This window comes from Psychrobacter sp., from assembly GCF_049295055.1.
Taxonomy (GTDB): domain Bacteria; phylum Pseudomonadota; class Gammaproteobacteria; order Pseudomonadales; family Moraxellaceae; genus Psychrobacter.
In genome coordinates this window covers 1-21,860 of record NZ_JBAQQF010000008.1, presented here as the reverse complement: position 1 = coordinate 21,860, position 21,860 = coordinate 1, and the positions used below count along the sequence as shown (strand labels likewise).

Below are 21,860 nucleotides of genomic sequence, written 5' to 3'. Positions count from 1 at the left end.
TGATTTCTTGGTCAAGATATGGCTTTTGAATGCTTGCTTACGCTTGAAGCCATTCGCTGTTTTTTTGAAGCGTTTAGCGGCACCGCTTCTGGTTTTCATCTTAACTTTCATGATGATTTGCCTCTTTGTCTTTGATAGAACCTGGTCGTCAAATAGTTAATTAAGAATAGTCGCTGTAAAAACAACCACTAAAACTCTATTTGCCTCGAGGTGGGAGGCGTCATTTTAACAGATAGGGTGCTGTTTTGCCAAGGAAAGTTTTGACCCCTACTCTTATCTGCCATTCCTTGTAAAAACAAATAGTATTTAGCTGAATACAGGTAGTATTTAACTGGCTTTTACCTCGAAACTTTCTTAAATGGAAGTTGAATAAAGACGTTTTGAGAATGCAAAAATATTTTGATAGTCATTTACAATTATTAATTTATCAACATTCAGCTCAGGTATAATTGTTGCTTATTTACTGTTATTAAAATATTGAATGTCAGTCTAAGCTGTGATTAAGTAGCGGTTGTGGTTTAACTAGCGATTGCTTCTTGATAAAGCTTTAGCATTGTGAATCGTGACTGCTGTTATTTAGCAGCTTTTTATATTTAAAGCCCTTTTGCTTCTTTCTACTTATAAGACGACAGATAGACTATGACTTTACCTGCTTGGCTGAATGCCGTAAATTTTAATGCTGATGGTTTGATTCCTGCAATTGCGCAAGATTATGTGTCAGGGCGTATTCTGATGATGGCCTGGATGACTGCCGAAGCCTTACAGCTGACCGCGCAAACACAAACGGCAGTGTATTTTTCGCGTTCGCGCGCTAAATTATGGCATAAAGGGGAATCGTCAGGGCACACTCAGCAAGTGCATGATATTCGTCTAGATTGCGATGCTGATGTTATTGTACTTAGCGTCACTCAGGCTGGTGGTATTGCTTGTCATACGGGGCGCGAATCGTGTTTTTATCAGCGTTTAGACTTGTCTGGGCAAACGCCTGAATGGCAAACGGTCGATAAGGTATTGAAAGATCCTGCGGAAATTTATAAATCGAGCGAAACCGCTGACTCTACTCACCACAACCATGATAATGCGGTTAGTAATACTGAGTATAACATCGAGAATAGTAGCAATAATACGGACACTAAAACTCATGCTGGCTCTATTTTGCAGCAGCTTGACGGTGTATTAGCTGAGCGCCAACATGCAGATGCTGACAGCTCATATGTAGCCAGCTTATACGCAAAAGGTCTCAATAAAATTTTAGAAAAAGTCGGCGAAGAAAGTACCGAAAGCATTATCGCTGCCAAAGACTTTGCCAACTGTGATGAAAATACGGACAAAATCAAATATGACGAAGCGCGTAATGAGCTCATCTATGAAGTCGCTGATGTGTGGTTTCATACCTTGGTGGGACTAGCTTGGTTCGATATCGAGTCAGATGCGGTATTAAACGAGTTAGGTCGACGCTTTGGTCTATCAGGTATCGACGAAAAGGCGGCGCGATAGTTCTGATAAGCTAGAGCGCGGCCCTTTTTGATTATTATTGCTTTCACCTTTTTGTCACAAGTGCAGGGTATAATATAGCTCTGTTTCACTTCGAATGGTATGTCGAGATTTTTTAGTGAATATATTGCTATTCAATAAACTTAGAGCCGGCATACCAAGACTGAAAACCAAGAGATAAGGATAGCATTATGGGTAGTTTTTCTATTACGCATTGGCTGATTTTGTTAGTGGTAGTGGTTGTCGTGTTTGGTACCTCTAAGCTAAGAAATGCTGGTAAAGATTTAGGCGGTGCCGTCAAAGGGTTTAAAGAAGCCGTCAAAGATGAAAATACTGAGCATGCTAAAAAACAGGTGGTGCTTGATCATGATGGCAATGCACACACTGAAGAGCGCCCAGCAACCACCAAGGTTGATGATAAGCATAATGTATAGCATCTAGACAATGATACTGAGCCATTATGTTTGATATTGGGTTTTCTGAATTACTCCTTTTTGGAGTGATTGCTTTAATCGTCTTAGGACCTGAAAAGCTGCCGCAAGCTGCTCGTACGGCTGGTCAATGGTATGCCAAAATTCGCCGTACTGTGTCTACGCTTCAATCTGAAATCGAGGCTGAGCTTGACTTAGCTGAGACTCGGCAACAAATGCAAAAAGAGCTCGCCAAAATTCGCCAAACTGAGGCAGAGATGAGGCGCGAAATGGCTGAGATGCGTGGCAGTATGCAAGAGTTTGAATCTTCGCAAAATCAACATTTAAAAGCCAAGTCTAATGCCATAGCTGATGAAAAGCATGACGCCAGTAATAACGACAAGAATAATAAAGACGCTAGTCATAAAGTCAACAGTAATGATAGTGACCAAAGCAATCGTCAGTCAGCCACGCCAAAAGAGTTTGACTATACTTATGATACTTATAGTGAAGATGAAAAAATATCAGGCACTGAGCAATCATCAACACCGGACACTGAAAACAGTTTAAAAACTGATTCCAGCGACAGCTCAACTCAGATACATAAAACCATGATGACCAGACCTTGGGAAAACATGTGGTTCCGTCTTAGTGCTTACGATAAATCGCGCCGCTTGCCTGTGCCGCCCTATTTACCGAACTATAAAGCAGATATTCTATTAAACAGCACTTTAGATAGACCTTTAAAAAATTCTTTAAGTACACAGCCCTCTAGCAATATTAAGCAGGAGGATGAGTAATGGGTTTATTTAAACGTCAAAAAAGTCGCCAAGAGAAGCTGACGGACTCAGCCATTGAAGCCGAGACAGAGTCGGAAGACAGTAATGATACAAGTGATATATTAAGCTCATTGGCTGATATGCCTATCACTGAGCATTTGATTGAGCTACGTGTACATCTCATTAAAATATGCGTTGCCGTACTGATTATATTTTTAGCTTTGGTCGGATTTTCACGCGAATTGTATGACTTTTTATCTGATCCTTTGGTTGCGCAGCTGCCTGCTAACTCGACTATGATTGCGACAGATATTACCTCTAACTTTATGGCACCGATACGCTTAACGATATTTGTCGCTGCATTCTTCGCAATGCCCTATATTTTGTATCAAATTTGGTCGTTTGTCGCACCCGGTTTATATAAAAAAGAGAAGAAAGTCGCTATTCCAGTGCTGCTATCCTCTATCTTTTTATTTTACAGTGGCGTGGCTTTTGCGTATTTTATTGTACTCAAAGGCGTCCTAAAATTCTTTATCATGTTCGCGCCGCAGAATGTTCTGCCTATGACAGATATCGACAGTTATCTAAGCTTTGCGCTCAAGCTGTTTATGGTATTTGGGATAACATTTGAGATTCCAGTCGTCACCTTGCTGTTGATATTGGTCGGCATCGTCTCCATTCAGAGCTTACAAGATAAACGCCGTTATATCATTGTCGGCTGTTTTGCAGTTGCCGCGATTGTCACACCGCCTGATGGAGTGTCAATGTTGATGCTGGCTATTCCAATGTGGTTGTTATTTGAGCTGGGTTTATTTTTAGCGAAAATTTTAATTAAAGAAGATCGTAGCTCTGTTTTAGCGGCAGTAAATAAAGAGCTAAACGGGGAATAATTTTTCCTATTAGAGATTTATTAAAAAAAACAACCAACCATTTAATCTGGTAATGTGACTCATTGTGCTTTGTTTTTTAAATGAATTATCGCTGAACGTATTTTTATTATCGTCGCTTACTGTCATAAAGTCTTTTACGATAATGTCCATTATTACTCATCAGCCATTGTCTATGCAGTGGCTTTTTTTACCCCCATTATTTTTGTCCACATTTTAGTCTTTTAGGTAGCTTTGTTATGTCCGCATCTATGCCAGCTTATATGAGCGATCCCACTGATGAGCAGTTAAACGCGCTTAATATGGCGATGGATCACAAGTCATTTAAAGTGGTCGCCTATGCCGGTGCCGGTAAAACGACGACCTTGAAGCTCATCGGTGAGCGCTTGCGTGGACGCGGCTTGTATTTAGCCTTTAATAAAGCCATTGCTAATGATGCGCGCTCAAAGTTTCCGTCACATGTGGACTGTCGTACCTTTCACTCACTCGCTTATCGTCACGTACCCCGAGATATTACAGCCAAATTGTCGTTACCTAGGTTTTCACCCAAGCGCCTTGGGGATGATTTGGGCTTGCAACCAGTACAAATCCGTCGCCAGATGGATGGGGTGAATAAATACATTACTTTAACTCCAGCGCGGTTATCGCGTTTTGTCAGTGATGCGGTCAGCCATTTTTGTAGTACGCATGCCAGCTACCCTGCCCCAAGGCATCTATTATTTCCAAGCTGGCTCGATGCTTCAGACGCCGAGCAGCTACGTGAGATGCTCTACCCTGCCGTCGAGCAGCGCTGGCTACAATCGATTGATGCCCGCTACCCGGCCGGTATCGGCCATGATATTTATCTTAAACTTTGGGCATTATCAAAACCCAGTATTCCAGCGGATTTTATTTTATTCGATGAAGCGCAAGATGCTGACCCCTTAATGATGGGGATTTTGACCCAGCAACCAAGACAAGTGATATACGTAGGCGACGCTCATCAGCAGATTTATGAGTGGCGCGGCGCCGTCAATGCCATGAAACAGTTACCACTGCCGCAAACCTTGTTGACTCAGTCCTTTCGTTTTGGCGAGCCGATTGCCGAAATTGCTAATACGCTATTAAAAGCATTGCAAGAAGATGTGCCGCTAAAAGGCAATCCTAAGAAACAGTCTTCTACTGAAAAAGGCATGGTACATAGTAAAAAAGATGCCATTCTATGTCGTACTAATGCCGCTGCTATGTCACAGCTATTAACTGGTCTAAAACTCGGTCACCGTGTGGCGCTACAAGCTGATACTGACCGTATGCTCAAATTCTGTCAGGCAGCCGAAAATTTAAAAAACGGTAAATCGGCGTATGGTGTACCTGAGCTGGCGTATTTTTATAATTGGAGTGATGTACAAGAGTATTCTGAAACCAATGAAGGTAGTGACCTAAAAACACTGGTCAAATTGGTCGATGATCATGGTACTAATGTGCTTAGCCAAGCGGTCAATAGTTTAAGTAGTATTGAAAATGCTGATTACGTGATCTCAACGGCTCATAAAGCCAAAGGGCTTGAATGGGGGAAAGTACAGTTAGATGATGATTTTTATTATGATGTGACGACCAATGCGGTAAAAATAAATCCGGAAGAATTGCGTTTGCTTTACGTCGCCTGTACACGTGCGCAAAGCAATTTAGATATTCACAATATTAAAGATTTAATCTCAGGATTGCAGACGGGGAAAAAAGTCATTTTTGGGTCTTAAATTAATATCTTTTTAATTTCTATTTTTTAAGGTAGAAACTACTGATTTCACGCTTAATCTCATCTAAAGATAGCATTTGCTGATTGAAGCTCTCGACAGAAGTGGCTAAGTTCAAGTTTGACTTATCAACTATGAATTTATTCCATAATTTTATGTAAGGCGCTATCAAATTTTCACTTTTGGCAGTACCAATATACGATAGAGCTGCCATTGCTGAACTTTGATCAAACCATAAATCTGGCCGCCTAAGATAATACTCCAAATATTGCTGTAAATAGTTAATGGCGGCAGTAGACGCAAAGGAAGCTAAGGCTAAACAGTAATAGTGACCTGCATAGCAGGTATCACTACGTAAAAGTAGCTTGCCAATATTGTCTTCATATTCAATCATATCGCCAAGAGTAGCAAATTTTGCACCGACAGACCTAGTTCGCCAGTTAAAATCACCAAGTAACTTTGCAACAATTTCATTATTAACGGTATCGTTTATAGCCAAAAAGTGCTCTCGAAATTCAGTGGTGTCTATTTTTTTCATGTAAAAAGGAATGACGTATTTATTAATAAAATTTTTGCTCAAGGATTCATCATTTTCTAAAACTTTAAGATCAGAAAATCGTCCTTCATGCCTAACTGTCGCCCCAGCGACATGCATAGCTAGTGCAGCATTAGTTTCATTTTGATTACTACTCATAATTTACCCTTAACAATTTAAACCTATAAAAGACTTAATCAATCTAAAAATTATAAAGAATGAGTCAACTACTCCTATAAATAAAAGACTTTATAGGTGCAATTTTTTGTTAAACATATTTCAAAAACTGTCATAAACCAGCATAAATAAATACGAATAAGTTATCATACATTTTTATACCATAACCTATGAACTCAATGTCATTTTCAAATCAATTTTTCGCCAATCCCGTCCGCCTCCTCGCTCCAATGGAAGGCTTAACTGACCCTTTAATGCGGCAAATCCTGACCCAAATTGCGACAGATTTAGGTCGTCCTTATGATTGGTCAGTGAGCGAATTTATTCGCGTGACTCAGCACGTCTTGCCCGCGCACGTGTTTTATAGATATGTGCCAGAGCTGCATCATGACGCCAAAACGGCATCCGGTACGCCTATCCATATTCAGCTACTTGGTAGTGAAGCGCAATTGATGGCAGAAAATGCGGCTTACGCCTGTGAGCTTGGCGCGCCTGCGATTGATATTAACTTTGGTTGCCCTGCTAAAACGGTTAATAGCCATCGCGGCGGTTCAGTTTTGCTGGATGAACCAGAAGTGATGTACGACATTATCAGTGCTGTGCGTCAAGCGGTTCCTACTGATATTCCTGTATCGGCAAAAATTCGTTTGGGTTATACCGATACCAGTCGCATGGATGATATTCGTGGCGCTATCACCGATAGTGGTGCAGATTGGCTAACCATTCATGCACGGACAAAAACCCAAGGCTATAAACCACCAGCCTATTGGGACAAGATTCAAAGCTTTAATACATTAGATATTCCAGTCATTGCCAATGGTGAAATATGGAACGCGGAGCACGCACAAAACTGTATGGCGCAAGCAGGTACAACGCATTTGATGTTAGGTCGCGGTGCAGTTACCCGTCCCGATTTGATTGCGCAAGTCGATAAAAGTCATAATCAGATTCATCAAAACTATCAAAATTCGGAAAATAAAACGACACTATGTTGGGAGGATTTAATCGCGCATCAGATTAAGTTCTTAGAAGGGAAAGCCAAAACTGACGTGGTATTAGTCGGTCGTTATAAGCAGTGGCTTGGCATGCTGACTAAAGGCTATTGCGAGGCTCAAATATTATGGGACAGTATTAAACGAGAAAAAAACAAAGCAGTGATTATTCAAGCACTACAAACTAGCGCAAAGTAATAATCGGCTGCTTTTATTATAAAATGATGCCATCAATTAAACACATTCAGTTAAAAACTAACCCGAATGGCTAAATAGAAAAGCATGAGGCAACAGATAATCGATAATACCCAGAGAATGGAACGGAACGTTGCCAAATTGGTAATATATGCCACGCAAAAACCAATACGAATCAAGACATATAGCCACGCCAGCGCATTGATAATAGGTTGCGGGACAAAAAAGAGCATCGCTACCAATACCGCTGCCAAAAAGACGGGCAACGTCTCATAGCTATTTTGCTGGGCAGCATTAGCACGTGCTGCTACTCCCGTCGTACCTTGTAAAAAATCACGCGGATGCGCATTGTCAGTCAAGTTAAAGCCGCCAAGCGCTTTTGCCGTTAACGCCATTGCTAATGGCAACAGACTTGCCACTATCATCGCCCAAATGGCAGACGCTGCGGTGTCAGAGACCAATCCAAAAAATGAATTCATGAGTATGTTTGCCTTTATCCTGCGATAACTTCAAAATCGTGGGTCACATTAACCCCACCTTGTACCAACATTCGGCTGGCTGAGCAGTATTTTTCTGCTGACAGTTTTATGGCCCTTTCTACTTGGCTTTCTTTGATATCTTGACCGGTCACGGTAAAGTGCATATGAATATCGGTATAAACAGCGGGTACAGTTTCGGCACGTTGGGCTGTCAGCTCACAGCTTACATCTGTTACTTCTTGGCGAGATTTTTGTAATATAGCTACTACGTCATAACTGGCACAACCGCCAAGCCCTAATAAAATCAGCTCCATCGGGCTTGCGCCTTTTTCTTTATCGGCATCGATTTGTACATGATGACCTGATGGCGATATGCCCATAAAGGCTTTATTTTCTTGCCATGTAACCGTTGCTTTTGACTCTGACATTTTGGATGATCCTTGTTTTAATTGGCAAATAGCTGATCGTAAATAGACTATTTTTTATTGGCTTATTTCATTAACTTATTATCTTATTGTTGATTTAGATAAGCAGTCTATGACTAGTGTAGCATAAGCTAAAACGAGATTTTATGATGCATCGTCTTGTATCACAAAGTTAGTATATATGCTGTATTTCCAGCACCAACGAAGCAAAAATCAACAATTAAAAGTATAAATATCTCAATATAATTTCTTAAATAAATTTACAAAAGTCTGTTTATATACCTCTATATAACACCTTGATTTTAAGTAATTAAACTCGTGAAACATTTTATAGCAAAATACTGTTACACATTTGGGTTGTTTCTTGGTTTAATAACGGTAATGAATCTTATTTTTACCTGATATCGACAATGATCACCCTATAATAACTATGATTGCTGTCACCGTATCATGTCGAGATAAGCTGTTTTAAACAATTTAAAAGGTTAAGTCATGATAGATGCAGACGGCTTTCGCGCCAATGTCGGCATCATCTTGGCAAATACACAAGGGCAAGTTCTGTGGGCAAAACGTATTGGTCACAACGCTTGGCAGTTCCCTCAAGGTGGCATCGACCGCGGGGAGACGCCGATGGATGCTATGTATCGCGAGCTCTGGGAAGAGGTCGGTCTACATCCACGTCATGTGGATCTACTGGCGGTCACGCAAGATTGGTTGCGCTACCGCTTGCCAAAGCGCTATGTGCGCCATGGGCAGTATCCTTTGTGTATTGGGCAAAAACAGAAATGGTTTTTGCTACGCTTAGATGAGCCGAATACTCAACATATCCGCTTTGATGAAGGGAAACCAGAGTTTGATAACTGGCAATGGGTCAGTTACTGGTATCCACTCGGACAAGTGATTCACTTTAAACGTGGGGTATATCGCCGCGCCTTACAAGAATTGGTGCCCGAACTACCGCTCACACAAGGACTGATTATTCCAGAACAAAACAATCATTTGTTGGTGGAATAAATAGTTGGATGTATTTTTTTAATAGCAAATACGAAAGAGCCTATATCTAGTGATATAGGCTCTTTCGTATTTATAAGGGCTAAATTTATGGTTTAATCGCAATTTTTAAGACGCCATCACGCTGATGCATAAATAAGTCATATGCTTCTACGATGTCATCTAAAGCGTAAGTATGAGTCACCATTTCTGATAAATCCACACGTTTCGTTTCAATGACATTCATTAAACGGCGCATGCGCTCTTTACCACCTGGACATAACGCCGTTCGAATCGTGTGGTCACCGAGACCTGAGGCAAAGTGAGCCATCGGAATGGTTAAATCTTCAGAATAAACACCGAGGCTAGATAGTGTGCCACCCGGTTTTAGTACCTTAAGTGCCTGCTCAAAGGTAGATTTTAAACCCAGTGCTTCGATACTGCTATCAACACCGCGACCACCGGTGAGTTTTAATATCTCATCAACCACATCCACTTCATTAAAATTAAAGGTAACGTCAGCACCCATCTTTTTAGCCATCGCTAAACGTTGATTGTTGCCGTCAATAGCGATGATAGTAGCAGCACCTTTTAACCTTGCCCCAGCAGTAGCACATAAGCCAATAGGCCCTTGTGCAAATACTGCAACGATATCACCAATATTAATATTAGCATTCTCCGCACCCTTAAATCCTGTAGACATGATGTCAGGGCACATCAGTACTTGTTCATCGCTAAGACAATCAGGCACGGGCGCAAGATTGGCCTGTGCATCTGGCACTAGCACGTATTCTGCTTGCGTGCCATCAATGATGTTACCAAAACGCCAGCCACCCGTTGCTTTATAACCATGGCAAGCGCAACTGCCGTCTGGCTGGATGTAGCCACCATCTTGCGATGGAAAGCCATCTTGACAGGCGTATGAGCTAAAGCTTGGACAAATGGCGCCAGCAATGACTCTTTGTCCTTCTTTATAGCCTTGCACCGCCGAGCCTAGTTTTTCGATAATGCCTACTGGTTCATGACCAATCGTCAGTCCTTTAGCAACAGGATACTCACCTTTAAAAATATGAATATCGGTGCCACAAATCGTGGTTGTGGTAATTTTTAATAGCGCATCATTCGGCCCAACATCAGGGATTTTTTTGTCTACAATCTCAATTTTACCTGGCTCAATAAAGATCAGTGATTTCATCATGCTCATTTCACATTCCTTGTGTTGTCCATATGTGCTTAACCCATATTAGGTTTAGCAATGATTATATTCAAAATAATCTATATTATTAATATAGTAGTAGTAATCTGAAGTAAAATCCACACTTAAATTAAGGAATTAAATTATGTTATTAAATAACTTCTATTACTGAAGGCTGAATACTAAGCACGAATCTCTGATATTAATTAACATTGAACATAAATAAGCAGCGATAAAGACTCGTATGCTATTTACTTATATTCTGTTGATATTCTCGACTGTCTAATCGAGCATAATGAGTGACTTGTGATTCGGCAGATGATTCGGCAGACTGCGAATGAGCGATGCGTTTAATACCCAAGGTTAAAACACTTTGGGTACGGGTACCGTAAGTAGGTAGATTTATCTCAAGATTGGTTAAAGAAGTAGGCTCGATATAAATTGAAGACAAAGCTTGCTCTATTTCAATAGGCACTCCAGTATCTGGCAGCTTATCCGTTGGCGCTGGCGTGGTATCACATAAAACGTTAAACGCTGCCTCCTGCCAGTACTCATATACGCTGTTTTCGCTAATTAATGGTAAGACCTCTTGCCGTAGTCGACCGCGCAAGCGCTCCGTTTTAAACCAAGCCTCTTCTGGCTGACCATTAGAGAAGACGTGCAATCCTGCATATAACGCTGTCGGTGCATGACCGCGATTATTCACGATGACAGCTTGGGTTGCATCGCCGATAATAAGATTAAATCCTGCATATTCTTGCAAATTAATTTGCCGTGCAAAGTCCATTGGGCTTAAAGTACTGCTTAAAAAATCAGTTACTAATCCACCACGCGAGCGTTCATCATTACTTGCCTGTACGCCATCGCGAAAGTTTAATACTGCTGCCCAGCGACCGTTTTGTTGATAAGTAGATGGTTCTGCTTGCTGCGTTTCTGACATTATTGATTGATGAATGCCCAGCCAAGTACCGCCACTTTGCGCATCGCGTCCTGCATAAATGGGCTTATCTGCCCACTGATGTAGTGGCTCTGTCGGACGCTGCAAAAACTCGTCACGGTTGGACAATAAAATCAAAGGCAGTTCATCAAATAACTGCCAAGCAATAGCGACAATGCACATAACATTCCTTGATACTTATACTCCTATTAATACTGGTATAAGTTTTTAGTTAGTATTTAACTTCTTATCCGCAGGATAGCTAATTTGATAGGTCGATTGCACTACTTGCGATTGCTTACTCGGCAAATCAAACTCCCAAGCAACCATCCCTTTATTATCATTCCAATCTTTTATGCTAATGGCTGGTGTATGCGTTGCAGTTACTTTAATACTGTCATCGCTACTGACTGGCTCAGCACTTAATACTTGCAAGCGCACGCTACGATTATGCTGATTGTTAAATTGATAAGCTTGGGTGATAGTCTTGGTTTGTTGACGGTTAAATACACCTTTATCGCCTTGTTTATCCTCATTAGTCAGCTGTTTCACTAACAGACTAGGATCAACACCGAAACCAATGCCCTGCTCCTTTAAACTCTGATAATCATAGCGCGACTGTCCGACATAGTTATCATCGCGGTACAGTTGCAACGAACCATTAGCCCAAGCTGGTGTCAAAAACGGCGCAGACGCATACCAGTAAGCGGCAGCCTCAGCACTGGGTGTGCTACGTAGCCAAAGCTTACTCGTGCCAGACTGCTCGTCAATAACTGTACGTACCCGCCTGCCATCACTAGGAATGCTCACGCGCTGCGGCAAGCGATATTCAGTGATACCGTTTTTATTTTGACTACTAACGCTAAAGCTCGGCAGCGGTGCCATACCTTCTGCACCGCCATAACTGTCTCTCGCAGAAACAACAACCATTGGAGCAGGTTCCATCATAGGCGGTGCATAACGGCTTAACTTAGCTTGCTCTTCGTCATATAAGGACAAACGTTCGACTCTTGGTAGCTGGCTAGTCGTCGTTTGATTGGGATTAACGGTACTTAAAATAACGGGTACATTGTTCCAATTCTCTCCCGTTTGTTGGGCGATGATGGCAGAGGCGGTGATATTAAGCTGTTTATTGTCGGTGTTTAAGCGCGCTTGATAGGTTGGCTCCCAACTTGCACCGCGTACTTGGTAATGTAGCTTAACGCTACTGGCAGAACGGCTAGCGGTGCGCACACTTACTTGCGTGACACTATTCTGTGCCGAGGTGGTACTTCCCGCGACGAGCTGACTCAATGCGTCTTTAGCACGAGCCTCGCGCTTTTGTAGCTCTATAATTTTTTTATTAATAGTCGCAGCTTGTGTCTCTAAATCGCGGGCATTATTAGCAAGCGTGCCATCAGTACTGATTTGCGTCACTTTGGTCAGGTTTTGCAAATAGGCTTTGGTCAAACGTGCTGCCTCTAACTCGGCACTGATATCGGCTAGATTATTCTGCTGAGTCTGCACGTTAGCATCACCTTGATACTGACATTGCGCTGCTTGCTCACCACTCAAAGTTTCAATACTGACTTCGCCGATATTGACATTGCCCAAGGCTTGTACGCTGATACTGTCTGGCTGGATAGTAGGCGATAAACAAGAAAAAACCAGTGTTTGCTCCCCTGTGCCGCTAATTGGCAAGGCGCGAGTCACACTGGCTAATCCTTGATAAATAGTAATTTTTTCGATGCTGCTATTTGCCGCCTGAGCCACCGCTGGAACAAAAACCGTTAAACCTGACGTCACCGCACATAGCAATGATAACGGCAGGATTTTAAGCTTAATGTTATTGCTACTATTTGAAGTTAACGTATCAAACTTTGTTTTTGATTTTTTATAGGGCGACAGTGATTGTGGAGATAAATGATTGTGCATGATAATTCCTCAGAAATTGATGCGCTTTTTTTCATCTTATCGGTTTTTTTAGAGCTTTGCTATTCATTCAATTAACCATTCACTTATCATAGTATTCCCAAAGGTCAAATCTTGCTATTATAGACAGCATTTATTACTAATAATTATGATGCCTTTATGATGATTCATCCTCAGTATGATCCCGTAGCGCTTTCCTTGGGTCCAGTAGAAGTACATTGGTATGGCCTCATGTATCTGCTGGCATTTGCTGCAGCTTACGGTCTAGCATGGTATCGCAGTACCAAACGTGACAATTGGACCACCGATATGGTGTCTGATTTGGTCTTTTACGGGGCGCTTGGCGTTATTTTAGGCGGTCGGATTGGTTATGTGCTGTTTTATCAGTTCGGCGAGCTCATGCAAAACCCTGCCTATCTCCTAAAAGTTTGGGAAGGCGGAATGTCTTTCCACGGCGGCTTTATCGGCGTCATGCTGGGTATGTGGTTCTTTGCTCGTAAATACAAAAAAACCACCTTCCAAGTATTCGATTTTATCGTTCCTTGTGTGCCAACTGGTTTACTTTTTGGTCGTATTGGTAACTACATCAATGGTGAGTTATGGGGACGCGTATCAGACGGTGGCTATAACTGGCTAACCTATTTTCCGCAAGCCGCTGCCTTTGACAGCCAGCAATTACAAAGCAATCCACAATTGCAAGAATTGATGATTGAGATTAATGGTCAGTATGTGCTGCCCCGTCATCCATCGCAGCTATACGAAGCCTTTGCCGAAGGTCTGCTATTATTTATCTTCTTATGGTGGTATTCATCGAAGCCGCGCCCACGTATGGCCGCCTCTGCTGTATTTTTATTGGGCTACGGCATCAGCCGCTTTATTATTGAATTCTTCCGCCAGCCAGATGCTGATCAAGGGTTTATCCTATTAGGCTGGATGACCAAAGGGCAATTATTAAGCGCACCGATGATCATTGCTGGCTTAATCATGCTAATTTATGCTTATAAACGCGGCATCTATGATTGGGGTAAGCAGTCGGCTTATTAGAAATGAGTATCAAAATGCATGAACAAATAAATATAAATGCAGTTCTAACAAGATATATTTCATTTGTAAAATTAATATCCATGTTAGAACAAGGATTTTTTATTCCTAAAGCTAATTTATTTACTGATAGCTGGGAAGGAGCACTTCATTTATTTAACGGTGATAACGATTCTTTCGATAGCTTAGATAAACTAAAAACTGCTAAGGATTGGGTTTATGTAAGCTGCTGGTATTTGAATGAAAAAGAGTCACATGCAATGTGGAGTAATTATGGGCAGTCTAATGACTCTTTAGCAATACAAACTACTAATTTACAGTTTAAATTAGCTTATAGCACTTCGGATATTGAGCCTATGTGTTGTTACTTTGATAAGGTTAGGTATCAACAACCTAACAACGCCTTTGAACTATATAATGGCAAAGGAATTTATCCATGGTTTTCAGATAATAATAGTTTCTCATTATGTAGCGAAATTAGTCATCTTACCTATAAGCTATACCATAAACATGAATCTTTTTCTTTTGAAAATGAAGCCAGGTTAGTTCTAGTAGATAATGCAGCTACAATGAAAAATGAAAACGACGGTATTGGAATTCATCTATCATTAGAACAAAGTAGAAAAATGATAACAAGAATTATTTTACATCCTTACTCTTCGAAATGGTTTGAAGATACAGTTCGCAAACTTATTAACGATACATATAAGCTAGATATTCCAATCTGTAAATCATCGTTAGTTGGTCATAGAAATTAATCTAGCTGAACGTTAAAATCTCTTAAATATTTATTAAAGCTGAAGAATATGATTAGTATGAAGAACGAGCAAGCCTATTTAGACTTGCTAAGCCTTGTCATGAGTGAAGGCACTGAAAAAGGCGACCGCACTGGAACGGGTACGCTGAGCCATTTTGGCGCGCAACTACGTTTTAATTTAGCCGATGGTTTTCCGTTATTAACCACCAAAAAAGTCCATTTTAAATCCATCGTTTACGAATTATTATGGTTTTTAAGTGGTAGTACCCATGTCGATTATTTACAAGAAAACGGCGTGCGCATTTGGAATGAATGGGCAACGAGCGAGCAAACTGCGCGCTTTAATCGTCCTGCTGGCGACTTAGGTCCTGTCTATGGTCATCAATGGCGTAATTACGGGGCAACTAAAAGCACAGATGGTCATTATAATGTTGATGGCGTCGATCAAATCACCCAAGTCATTGAGCAAATAAAAACCAATCCCAATTCACGACGTTTAATTGTGTCTGGCTGGAATCCGGGTGAAGCGGAACAAGTTGCCTTGCCACCTTGTCATACGATGTTTCAGTTCTTTGTTGCGGATAATAAACTGTCCTGCCAGCTTTACCAGCGCTCAGCCGATCTTTTTTTAGGTGTGCCATTTAATATTGCCAGTTATGCCTTGCTCACTCATATGGTGGCGCAAGTTTGCGGACTAGAAGTTGGCGAATTTATCTGGACCGGTGGCGATTGTCATATCTATCAAAACCACCGTGAGCAAGTTGAGTTACAGTTGACCCGTTCGCTTTATAAGCTGCCAACGTTGACGCTTAACCCTGATGTAAAAGATATCTTTGCTTTCAAATACGATGATATTAGCGTCAATGGCTATGAGTCGCATCCAGCGATTAAAGCAAAGGTTGCCGTATAGCATTGGTTTGATTGACCGTTTCAAATGAGACCTGCATTTTAAAAGACAATAAAAAGGATACGTTATGAGTTATGCCCACACTGAAGTTGCCCAAATCGCAGCTATCAGCAGCAATCGCTGTATTGGTAAAGACAATGAGCTACCGTGGCATATCTCAGCCGATTTACAGCATTTTAAAAGTATGACGACCAAACCAAATGATGGCGCGATACAAGGTATCGTCATTATGGGTCGCAAGACGTTTGAGTCCATGGGCAGCAAGCCGTTGCCAAAACGTGTGAGCTTTATCATCAGCACCCAGCTAGATTATGCTGAACAAAAAGGCTTAGTAGGTAGTGAAAAAGCCTATGTCATGCATAATTTAGACGATGCGCTGACCCAAGCAGCTAGCCTTGCACATGGCGCGCATCTTGATACCATTTGGGTGATTGGCGGTGAGCGTGTATTTAGTGAAGCGTTAATGTATACCGATCGTATTGAGTTGACCCATGTCGATACTGAAATTACTGATGGCGATGCGTTTTATCCAGAACTGCCAAACGAATTTGCGGTCGCAGAAGAGTCTGAGCAAATGCATGATGAAAAAAGTGAATTAGATTTTAGGTTTGTGACTTATAAAAGAAGAGTCGCTAAATAATAGTAAAATTTCAAACAAAACATAAAAAGAGGCTGTCCTAGATAATTCTAAGACAGCCTCTTTTTTTACTTTCATATTTTACTATCAGAAATTTAGATTTGGTACATATTAACGAAACTATTCATGCAAAACCTTATAAACCGTTTTAGCCAAAATCGGACCAATACCCTGCACGCCAGCCAACTCTTGCTGCGATGCGCCTAGCAATTGCTGCAATCCACCAAAGTGATTGAGCAAGTCACGGCGGCGCTTTTCACCCAATCCCGGAATTACCTCTAGCACTGACGATGAACGGCGCTTATCACGCTTCTTACGGTGTGCAGTGATGGCAAAACGATGCGCTTCATCGCGAATATGCATCAATAAATGCAGCGCTTTACTATCCATCGGCAAATCAAGCGGTTCATGATCAATAAAGTGCAATACTTCAAGCCCTGCCTTACGCCCTTCTCCTTTTGCCACACTAATCAGCAAAGTATCGTTAAGGATACCCAACTCGGTCAGCACTTCTTTGGCTATCCCAAGTTGACCTTTACCGCCATCAATCAGCAATAAATCAGGCAGCGGCTGCTTCTTATAACGGCGTGTCAGCACTTGCTTCATCGCAGCATAATCATCACCGCCGACAATATCATGAATGGCATATTGACGATAATCACGGCGACGTGAGCCACCTTGATCAAAGACCACGCAGCTACCAATGGTCGCCTCGCCCATCGTATGCGAGATATCAAAACACTCAATGCGATCAATGGTTCGATCAGTGACATCAGCTAGAACATCTTTCAACGCACCAAAGCGCGCATGCAGCTCCAAATAATCACCAAGCTTAGTTTTTAGCGCATTATTGGTATTGAGTTTTGCCAAGTCTAACCATTCAGCACGGTGCTCACGGACGCTGGTTTTGATGACGACTTTACTACCAAAATGGCTCGCCAGTGCTTCACTGACCGCAACTTGATCCGGTAATTCATGACTCAACATGATTTCGGGTGGCAAGTCATCTGTCACTTGGAAATAGAACGAGGTAATAAATGCGGATAAATTGTCTGCAAGAGGCTCGCTACTATCAACATCGGGGAAGTAGTTTTTACCGCCAAGTACGCGCCCGCCACGTACGGTCAATACGTTGACGCAAGTCATCCCTGCTTGACTGGCAATGGCAATCACATCTGCCTCACCCTGCACGGTATAAACGGCTTGCTTGGCTTGTACTTCACGTAGCATAGACAGCTGATCACGATAAAACACTGCCTTTTCAAAATCTAATTCCTCAGCAGAAGTTTCCATTTTTTCAATCAGTGTGGTATGAATGTCGCTAGAGTCACCTTTTAGAAAACGAATGGTATTGCTAACGTCTTCTGCATATTCATCAGCTGATACTAAGCCTACACAGGGCGCACGGCAACGCTTGATTTGATATTCAAGGCAAGGTCGCTTACGTTGCTTAAAAAAAGTATTAGTACATTGGCGCATTTGAAACATTTTTTGCATCAAAACTAACGTCTCTTTTGCTGCATGAGCAGAAGGGAAAGGACCAAAAAACCGTCCTTTTTGATGATTACCCTTGCCGCGTCCATAAGCCAACCTCGGATACGGCTTATCCGCTGAAATAAATACATAAAGGTAGGATTTATCATCGCGCAGTAAGACGTTATAAGGCGGACGATGTTCTTTAATCAGGTTTTGCTCTAGTAAAAGCGCTTCGGTTTCACTACGAGTAATAATGGTTTCAATATTATGAATCCGTGCTACCAGTGCGCGTGTCTTCGGATGGTCAATCGTCTTAGCAAAGTAACTATTCACGCGACTTTTCAGCGATTTAGCTTTACCGACATACAGAATATCGCCATTTTTACCCAGCATTTTATAAACCCCTGGCAAATTTGGCAGGCGCTGGATTAAATGCTTAAGACGGGCTTTTTTATCGTCGACGGGACTCGATACTGAGACATTGACCATAGAATTTATTGCTCTCAAGATACTGATATACAGCTATTTATGGGGCGATAGTTAGCGTTTTACAAGAAGCTTTATCAGCTTAGCAATAACCATAAAAAAAGCCAGCACCAAGGCTGACTTTTTTGTCATAGGTAAAACGCTGCTAATGGCGGAAGTTTGGCATCAATGCGGGAATACCCGGCAACATACCGACGATAGCCATTACGCCCGTTAATATCACAAAAGTAATCACCGGGATAATCCAGCGACTCATCTTGGTCAGATTAGCGCTGCGCTCTTTGGAGCCAATCAATCCTAAGTTATCCAGCACCAGCGTAATTGACCAGCCAAATGCTGGATTCACCAAGGCTGAAGCAAAGACGACAATGGCAGCAGACTGGGTGGTTTTACCTTCACGTGTCATCTCCATCCCTGCTTCAAGTAGCGGAATGAATACCCCGACAATGAGCGCCACACACATCACTGGCTCCCAAATTGCCAAGTCCATGGGATAACCCCAAACACCAGCGATGATACAGAAAACACCGGTCAAAATAGCACCGGCTGGAATAGGACGCTTGGCAATCGCTGCTGGTACAATATACGTACCCCATGAGGAAGCAAAGTTTGCACCGCCAAGCACAGAGCCTACAATCTGACGAAACGAGGCACTGGTCATCGTATCATCAATATCCATCAGCACACGTTCGGTACGTTTAGGATAGCTGATTTTTTGGAAGACCTGATGACCCAAAAAGTCTGGTGACCACATGGCGACTGCCAATACTGCAAATGGCAGTACAACAATAAAGCTCTCAACCGTTGGTAATCCTAACATCCAACCGGTATTTTCGCCCCACCAATACATCGGGCTCATATGCGGTAGACCGGGTGCGGTTTTAAAGGCAAAGGGCGCACCCATGGCAAAGGCAACTCCGCCACCTAATAAGCAGCTTAGCGGTACGGCAAGCCAACGCTTTTGGAAATTCTCCAGCACCGCATACAGTATAATCGTGAGCAAAATCACTACAAAGGCAATATGTGCCATGCCGATGCCTTCTGCCCAAGTAAACAGATTTTTCACTTGCGAGATGGTACCAATAAAGCCCAAGTACAGCAGCAAACCACCACACACGCCTTTACTGGTCAAGTTTGCCAGTAAACTCCCTCCTTTACTAATGGCCAGCAATAAACCAAAAGCACCGATGAGCAGACCAAAAGCCATCGGGTGACCACCAGCAGCTACGACGATGGGAATAAGCGGGATTAGTGGGCCATGGGTACCAGCGAGATTGGCTGTAGGTAGCAAAAAACCTGAAAATAAAATAACAAAGAACGCCACAATTAACAGCTCATAACGGACGTTTTCTAAAACAAATGCATCGCCCAAACCAAGTGGTCCTGCAAAGGTAGCGGCAATAGCACCGACCATCACGACTTTACCGATTGTTGCCGCCATCGCTGGAATCGTATCTTCATATTCAAAACGATAATCACGGAACGGCAAATTAGGACACCAGCGTTTAGGCTGCATGATTTGTAGTTCATGGTTGAGGTAGGCATTACGATTTTTAAAACTTGAATAGGGCTTATGTAACTCTACATAGCTACCCTGCAACTCATTATCAGAAGGGATTGGATGCTGCGGATTGGACCCTGAAGCGGGAAGCTGTGTATCACTCATCACATTTCCTTATGTCGATTATGTCGACTGACATTTTAGTGACTACGCGTTCATTTACTAAACTTGCTATAAATGTTAAGCCACTAGAGACAAAATTGCGACTATTGTATGTCATGAGACTTTGAAATGCGAATTTATAACGATTAAAAGATACTATACGCATCGTTATAATTGATAACTTAAAGTTTCTATTGATGACTATTCGAAACTTATTAGATACTTATATAATGAATAAAAATAAAATTAAGGTATATCGACGGACTAATATGAGCCTAGTGTAAGATAAAATACACATTGTCTATTTTTACTAATTACGCCAACAATTATAAATACCATTACGATAAGTGATGAACAATAATAGAAAGTAACGATTAAAGTTCTGCTTCAGTTACGCTTTAGGGCTAGCGACTTCAATGGTTTTTAACTATGATAAATACCTTTTCACTAATCACGCTTGAACAATAGCCGTCCAAAAAATCAAGAAAAGGCAATAGGATAAAGTTATGCGTTTACTACCCCCTAATTTTGAGACTCTAAAACGTAATGCTAAAAAAAACATCATGCCACTGCTCACGCCTTATCTGCTTAAGCTGCGTATCAACACTTATGCGCCCTATATCGGTGCCGGTATCAAAATTGAGCATATCAACCTTGATCAGGGCTTATGTGTGGTCAGCATGGGGCTCAATAGCCTAAATAAAAATATTGTGGGCACGCAGTTCGGTGGCAGCTTGTACTCAATGGTTGACCCATTCTATATGCTAATGCTGATGCACCAGCTAGGTAGCACCTATGTCGTTTGGGATAAAAGCTCACATATCGAGTTCATCGCCCCTGGTAATAGCAAAGTTACCGCACGCATGAAAATTCCCAGCAATGAGATTACTGCTATTCAGGAGTTGGCAAAAGACGGCGAACCGGTATTTCGCGAATACCAAGCGGATATTGTCGACGATCAGCAGAAAGTTATCGCCACTGTCACTAAGACGTTATATATTCGACTGCGTAAGTACAGCAAATCGAAAGATCAAAGTAGTCGTATCGATAATCTCGATGGCTAGATTTAACATTTAAGCCTTAATAAACTTAAAGCTCAAATCTAAGTGTAAAACACTAATTTAAATATAAACTTCTAATTTAAAACGATAGAAACAAAAACCCCAATCTGGCATTCGCACAGATTGGGGTTTTGTCTTTTTTGGTACTACCCGCTTATTTATATGATAAACCTATGAATAAGGGCTTGTATCTGATTTTTCTGTATTGCCGAACCGCACAATAGACGGTTCAGCAGTAGAGTAATATTAAGCACAATGCTTAAAACCAGATACTGGATATAATCTAAGCGTCAGCTTTTGGCTTAACGACTTTAGGTGCACGCGGAGCAAGCTTCTCGCGGATACGTGCTGATTTACCAGAGCGCTCACGTAAGTAGTATAGTTTCGCACGGCGAACTGCGCCACGGCGTTTCACTTCAATGCTGTCAATAATTGGTGAATGCAATTGGAATGCACGCTCAACACCAACACCGCTTGAAATTTTACGTACGGTAAACGCTGAGTTTAAACCGCGGTTACGCTTAGCAATGACAATGCCTTCAAAAGCCTGTAAACGCTCACGCTCGCCTTCACGTACTTTTACTTGAACCACAACGGTATCGCCGGGTGCAAAGCTTGGGCGCTCAATCAATTGAGCATTTTCGATGACCTGAACCAATGGATGCTTGTTGCTCATGAGAGTTATCTCCTCAC

At 41.9% G+C, this 21,860-nt stretch carries 22 protein-coding genes; 12 read left to right on the top strand and 10 right to left on the bottom strand.

Annotation, left to right across the window (positions count from 1 at the left end; genetic code table 11):
• Positions 1-111 (bottom strand): 50S ribosomal protein L35 (gene rpmI / locus WAZ74_RS01565; protein ID WP_339340825.1); only part of this gene is annotated, 111 nt, incomplete at its 3' end.
• Between the two features lie 528 nt (positions 112-639).
• Here rpmI and hisIE point away from each other — a divergent pair.
• The 5 genes from hisIE to WAZ74_RS01540 all read left to right on the top strand — a co-directional run bounded on the left by hisIE (position 640) and on the right by WAZ74_RS01540 (position 5,306).
• Positions 640-1,497: a bifunctional phosphoribosyl-AMP cyclohydrolase/phosphoribosyl-ATP diphosphatase HisIE gene (gene hisIE, locus WAZ74_RS01560; RefSeq protein ID WP_422305081.1), complete on the top strand. Its 858-nt coding sequence runs from the start codon at positions 640-642 to the stop codon at positions 1,495-1,497.
• 188 nt (positions 1,498-1,685) lie between these two features.
• On the top strand, positions 1,686-1,928 hold the full coding sequence (gene tatA, locus WAZ74_RS01555; protein ID WP_422305079.1) for a Sec-independent protein translocase subunit TatA: 243 nt from the start codon (positions 1,686-1,688) through the stop codon (positions 1,926-1,928).
• Between the two features lie 26 nt (positions 1,929-1,954).
• Complete coding sequence (gene tatB, locus WAZ74_RS01550; protein ID WP_422305077.1) at positions 1,955-2,704, top strand: Sec-independent protein translocase protein TatB; 750 nt, start codon at positions 1,955-1,957, stop codon at positions 2,702-2,704.
• Positions 2,704-3,573 (top strand): twin-arginine translocase subunit TatC, encoded by an 870-nt coding sequence (gene tatC, locus WAZ74_RS01545; protein ID WP_422305075.1) that lies wholly within the window; start codon positions 2,704-2,706, stop codon positions 3,571-3,573. The genes tatB and tatC overlap by 1 nt, the downstream gene beginning before the upstream one ends.
• A 236-nt stretch (positions 3,574-3,809) precedes the next feature.
• Positions 3,810-5,306 (top strand): UvrD-helicase domain-containing protein, encoded by a 1,497-nt coding sequence (locus tag WAZ74_RS01540; protein ID WP_422305073.1) that lies wholly within the window; start codon positions 3,810-3,812, stop codon positions 5,304-5,306.
• Positions 5,307-5,325: 19 nt separating this feature from the next.
• Here WAZ74_RS01540 and WAZ74_RS01535 read toward each other — a convergent pair whose 3' ends face one another.
• Complete coding sequence (locus WAZ74_RS01535; RefSeq protein ID WP_422305071.1) at positions 5,326-5,997, bottom strand: DUF6000 family protein; 672 nt, start codon at positions 5,995-5,997, stop codon at positions 5,326-5,328.
• A 197-nt stretch (positions 5,998-6,194) separates the two neighbouring features.
• Here WAZ74_RS01535 and WAZ74_RS01530 point away from each other — a divergent pair, with 197 nt between their 5' ends.
• A complete protein-coding gene (locus WAZ74_RS01530) occupies positions 6,195-7,205 on the top strand; it encodes a tRNA dihydrouridine synthase (protein WP_422305069.1) in 1,011 nt (336 codons plus the stop codon).
• Positions 7,206-7,255: 50 nt separating this feature from the next.
• Here the strand turns inward: WAZ74_RS01530 and WAZ74_RS01525 are convergent, their stop codons facing one another.
• On the bottom strand, positions 7,256-7,681 hold the full coding sequence (locus WAZ74_RS01525) for an MAPEG family protein (protein ID WP_422305068.1): 426 nt from the start codon (positions 7,679-7,681) through the stop codon (positions 7,256-7,258).
• A 14-nt stretch (positions 7,682-7,695) separates the two neighbouring features.
• The gene (locus WAZ74_RS01520) at positions 7,696-8,109 is read right to left on the bottom strand and encodes an OsmC family protein (protein WP_422305066.1); all 414 of its coding nucleotides are present in this window, start codon (positions 8,107-8,109) and stop codon (positions 7,696-7,698) included.
• Between the two features lie 489 nt (positions 8,110-8,598).
• Here WAZ74_RS01520 and WAZ74_RS01515 point away from each other — a divergent pair, with 489 nt between their 5' ends.
• Entirely contained in the window at positions 8,599-9,120 is a 522-nt protein-coding gene (locus WAZ74_RS01515; RefSeq protein WP_422305064.1) for an RNA pyrophosphohydrolase, read from the top strand.
• 85 nt (positions 9,121-9,205) lie between these two features.
• Here the strand turns inward: WAZ74_RS01515 and WAZ74_RS01510 are convergent, their stop codons facing one another.
• The 3 genes from WAZ74_RS01510 to WAZ74_RS01500 form a co-directional block, all read right to left on the bottom strand.
• Positions 9,206-10,300 (bottom strand): NAD(P)-dependent alcohol dehydrogenase, encoded by a 1,095-nt coding sequence (locus WAZ74_RS01510; RefSeq protein WP_422305062.1) that lies wholly within the window; start codon positions 10,298-10,300, stop codon positions 9,206-9,208.
• 238 nt (positions 10,301-10,538) lie between these two features.
• Positions 10,539-11,411 carry an NRDE family protein gene (locus tag WAZ74_RS01505; protein WP_422305060.1) on the bottom strand — a complete coding sequence of 291 codons (873 nt, stop codon included), beginning with the start codon at positions 11,409-11,411 and terminating at the stop codon, positions 10,539-10,541.
• Positions 11,412-11,456: 45 nt separating this feature from the next.
• Positions 11,457-13,142: a DUF4139 domain-containing protein gene (locus tag WAZ74_RS01500; RefSeq protein WP_422305058.1), complete on the bottom strand. Its 1,686-nt coding sequence runs from the start codon at positions 13,140-13,142 to the stop codon at positions 11,457-11,459.
• 156 nt (positions 13,143-13,298) lie between these two features.
• Between WAZ74_RS01500 and lgt the strand changes: the two genes are divergently transcribed.
• From lgt to WAZ74_RS01480, 4 genes are all read left to right on the top strand, one after another.
• Complete coding sequence (lgt, locus tag WAZ74_RS01495; protein WP_422305056.1) at positions 13,299-14,183, top strand: prolipoprotein diacylglyceryl transferase; 885 nt, start codon at positions 13,299-13,301, stop codon at positions 14,181-14,183.
• Between the two features lie 14 nt (positions 14,184-14,197).
• The gene (locus WAZ74_RS01490; protein WP_422305054.1) at positions 14,198-14,938 is read left to right on the top strand and encodes a DUF2971 domain-containing protein; all 741 of its coding nucleotides are present in this window, start codon (positions 14,198-14,200) and stop codon (positions 14,936-14,938) included.
• Positions 14,939-14,986: 48 nt separating this feature from the next.
• Positions 14,987-15,847, top strand: a complete 861-nt coding sequence (locus WAZ74_RS01485) for a thymidylate synthase (RefSeq protein ID WP_422305052.1) — start codon at positions 14,987-14,989, stop codon at positions 15,845-15,847.
• 64 nt (positions 15,848-15,911) lie between these two features.
• Positions 15,912-16,484, top strand: a complete 573-nt coding sequence (locus WAZ74_RS01480) for a dihydrofolate reductase (RefSeq protein WP_422305050.1) — start codon at positions 15,912-15,914, stop codon at positions 16,482-16,484.
• A 117-nt stretch (positions 16,485-16,601) separates the two neighbouring features.
• Here WAZ74_RS01480 and uvrC read toward each other — a convergent pair whose 3' ends face one another.
• Positions 16,602-18,446, bottom strand: coding sequence for an excinuclease ABC subunit UvrC (uvrC, locus tag WAZ74_RS01475; RefSeq protein WP_422305048.1), 1,845 nt, complete (start codon positions 18,444-18,446; stop codon positions 16,602-16,604).
• A gap of 142 nt (positions 18,447-18,588) precedes the next feature.
• Positions 18,589-20,109: a DUF3360 family protein gene (locus tag WAZ74_RS01470; protein ID WP_422305046.1), complete on the bottom strand. Its 1,521-nt coding sequence runs from the start codon at positions 20,107-20,109 to the stop codon at positions 18,589-18,591.
• Positions 20,110-20,612: 503 nt separating this feature from the next.
• Between WAZ74_RS01470 and WAZ74_RS01465 the strand changes: the two genes are divergently transcribed.
• Entirely contained in the window at positions 20,613-21,170 is a 558-nt protein-coding gene (locus tag WAZ74_RS01465; protein ID WP_422305044.1) for a DUF4442 domain-containing protein, read from the top strand.
• Positions 21,171-21,450: 280 nt separating this feature from the next.
• On the opposite strand, the gene rplS is transcribed toward WAZ74_RS01465, so the two are convergent.
• Positions 21,451-21,843 (bottom strand): 50S ribosomal protein L19, encoded by a 393-nt coding sequence (rplS, locus tag WAZ74_RS01460; RefSeq protein WP_422305083.1) that lies wholly within the window; start codon positions 21,841-21,843, stop codon positions 21,451-21,453.
• Between the last annotated feature and the right edge of the window lie 17 nt (positions 21,844-21,860).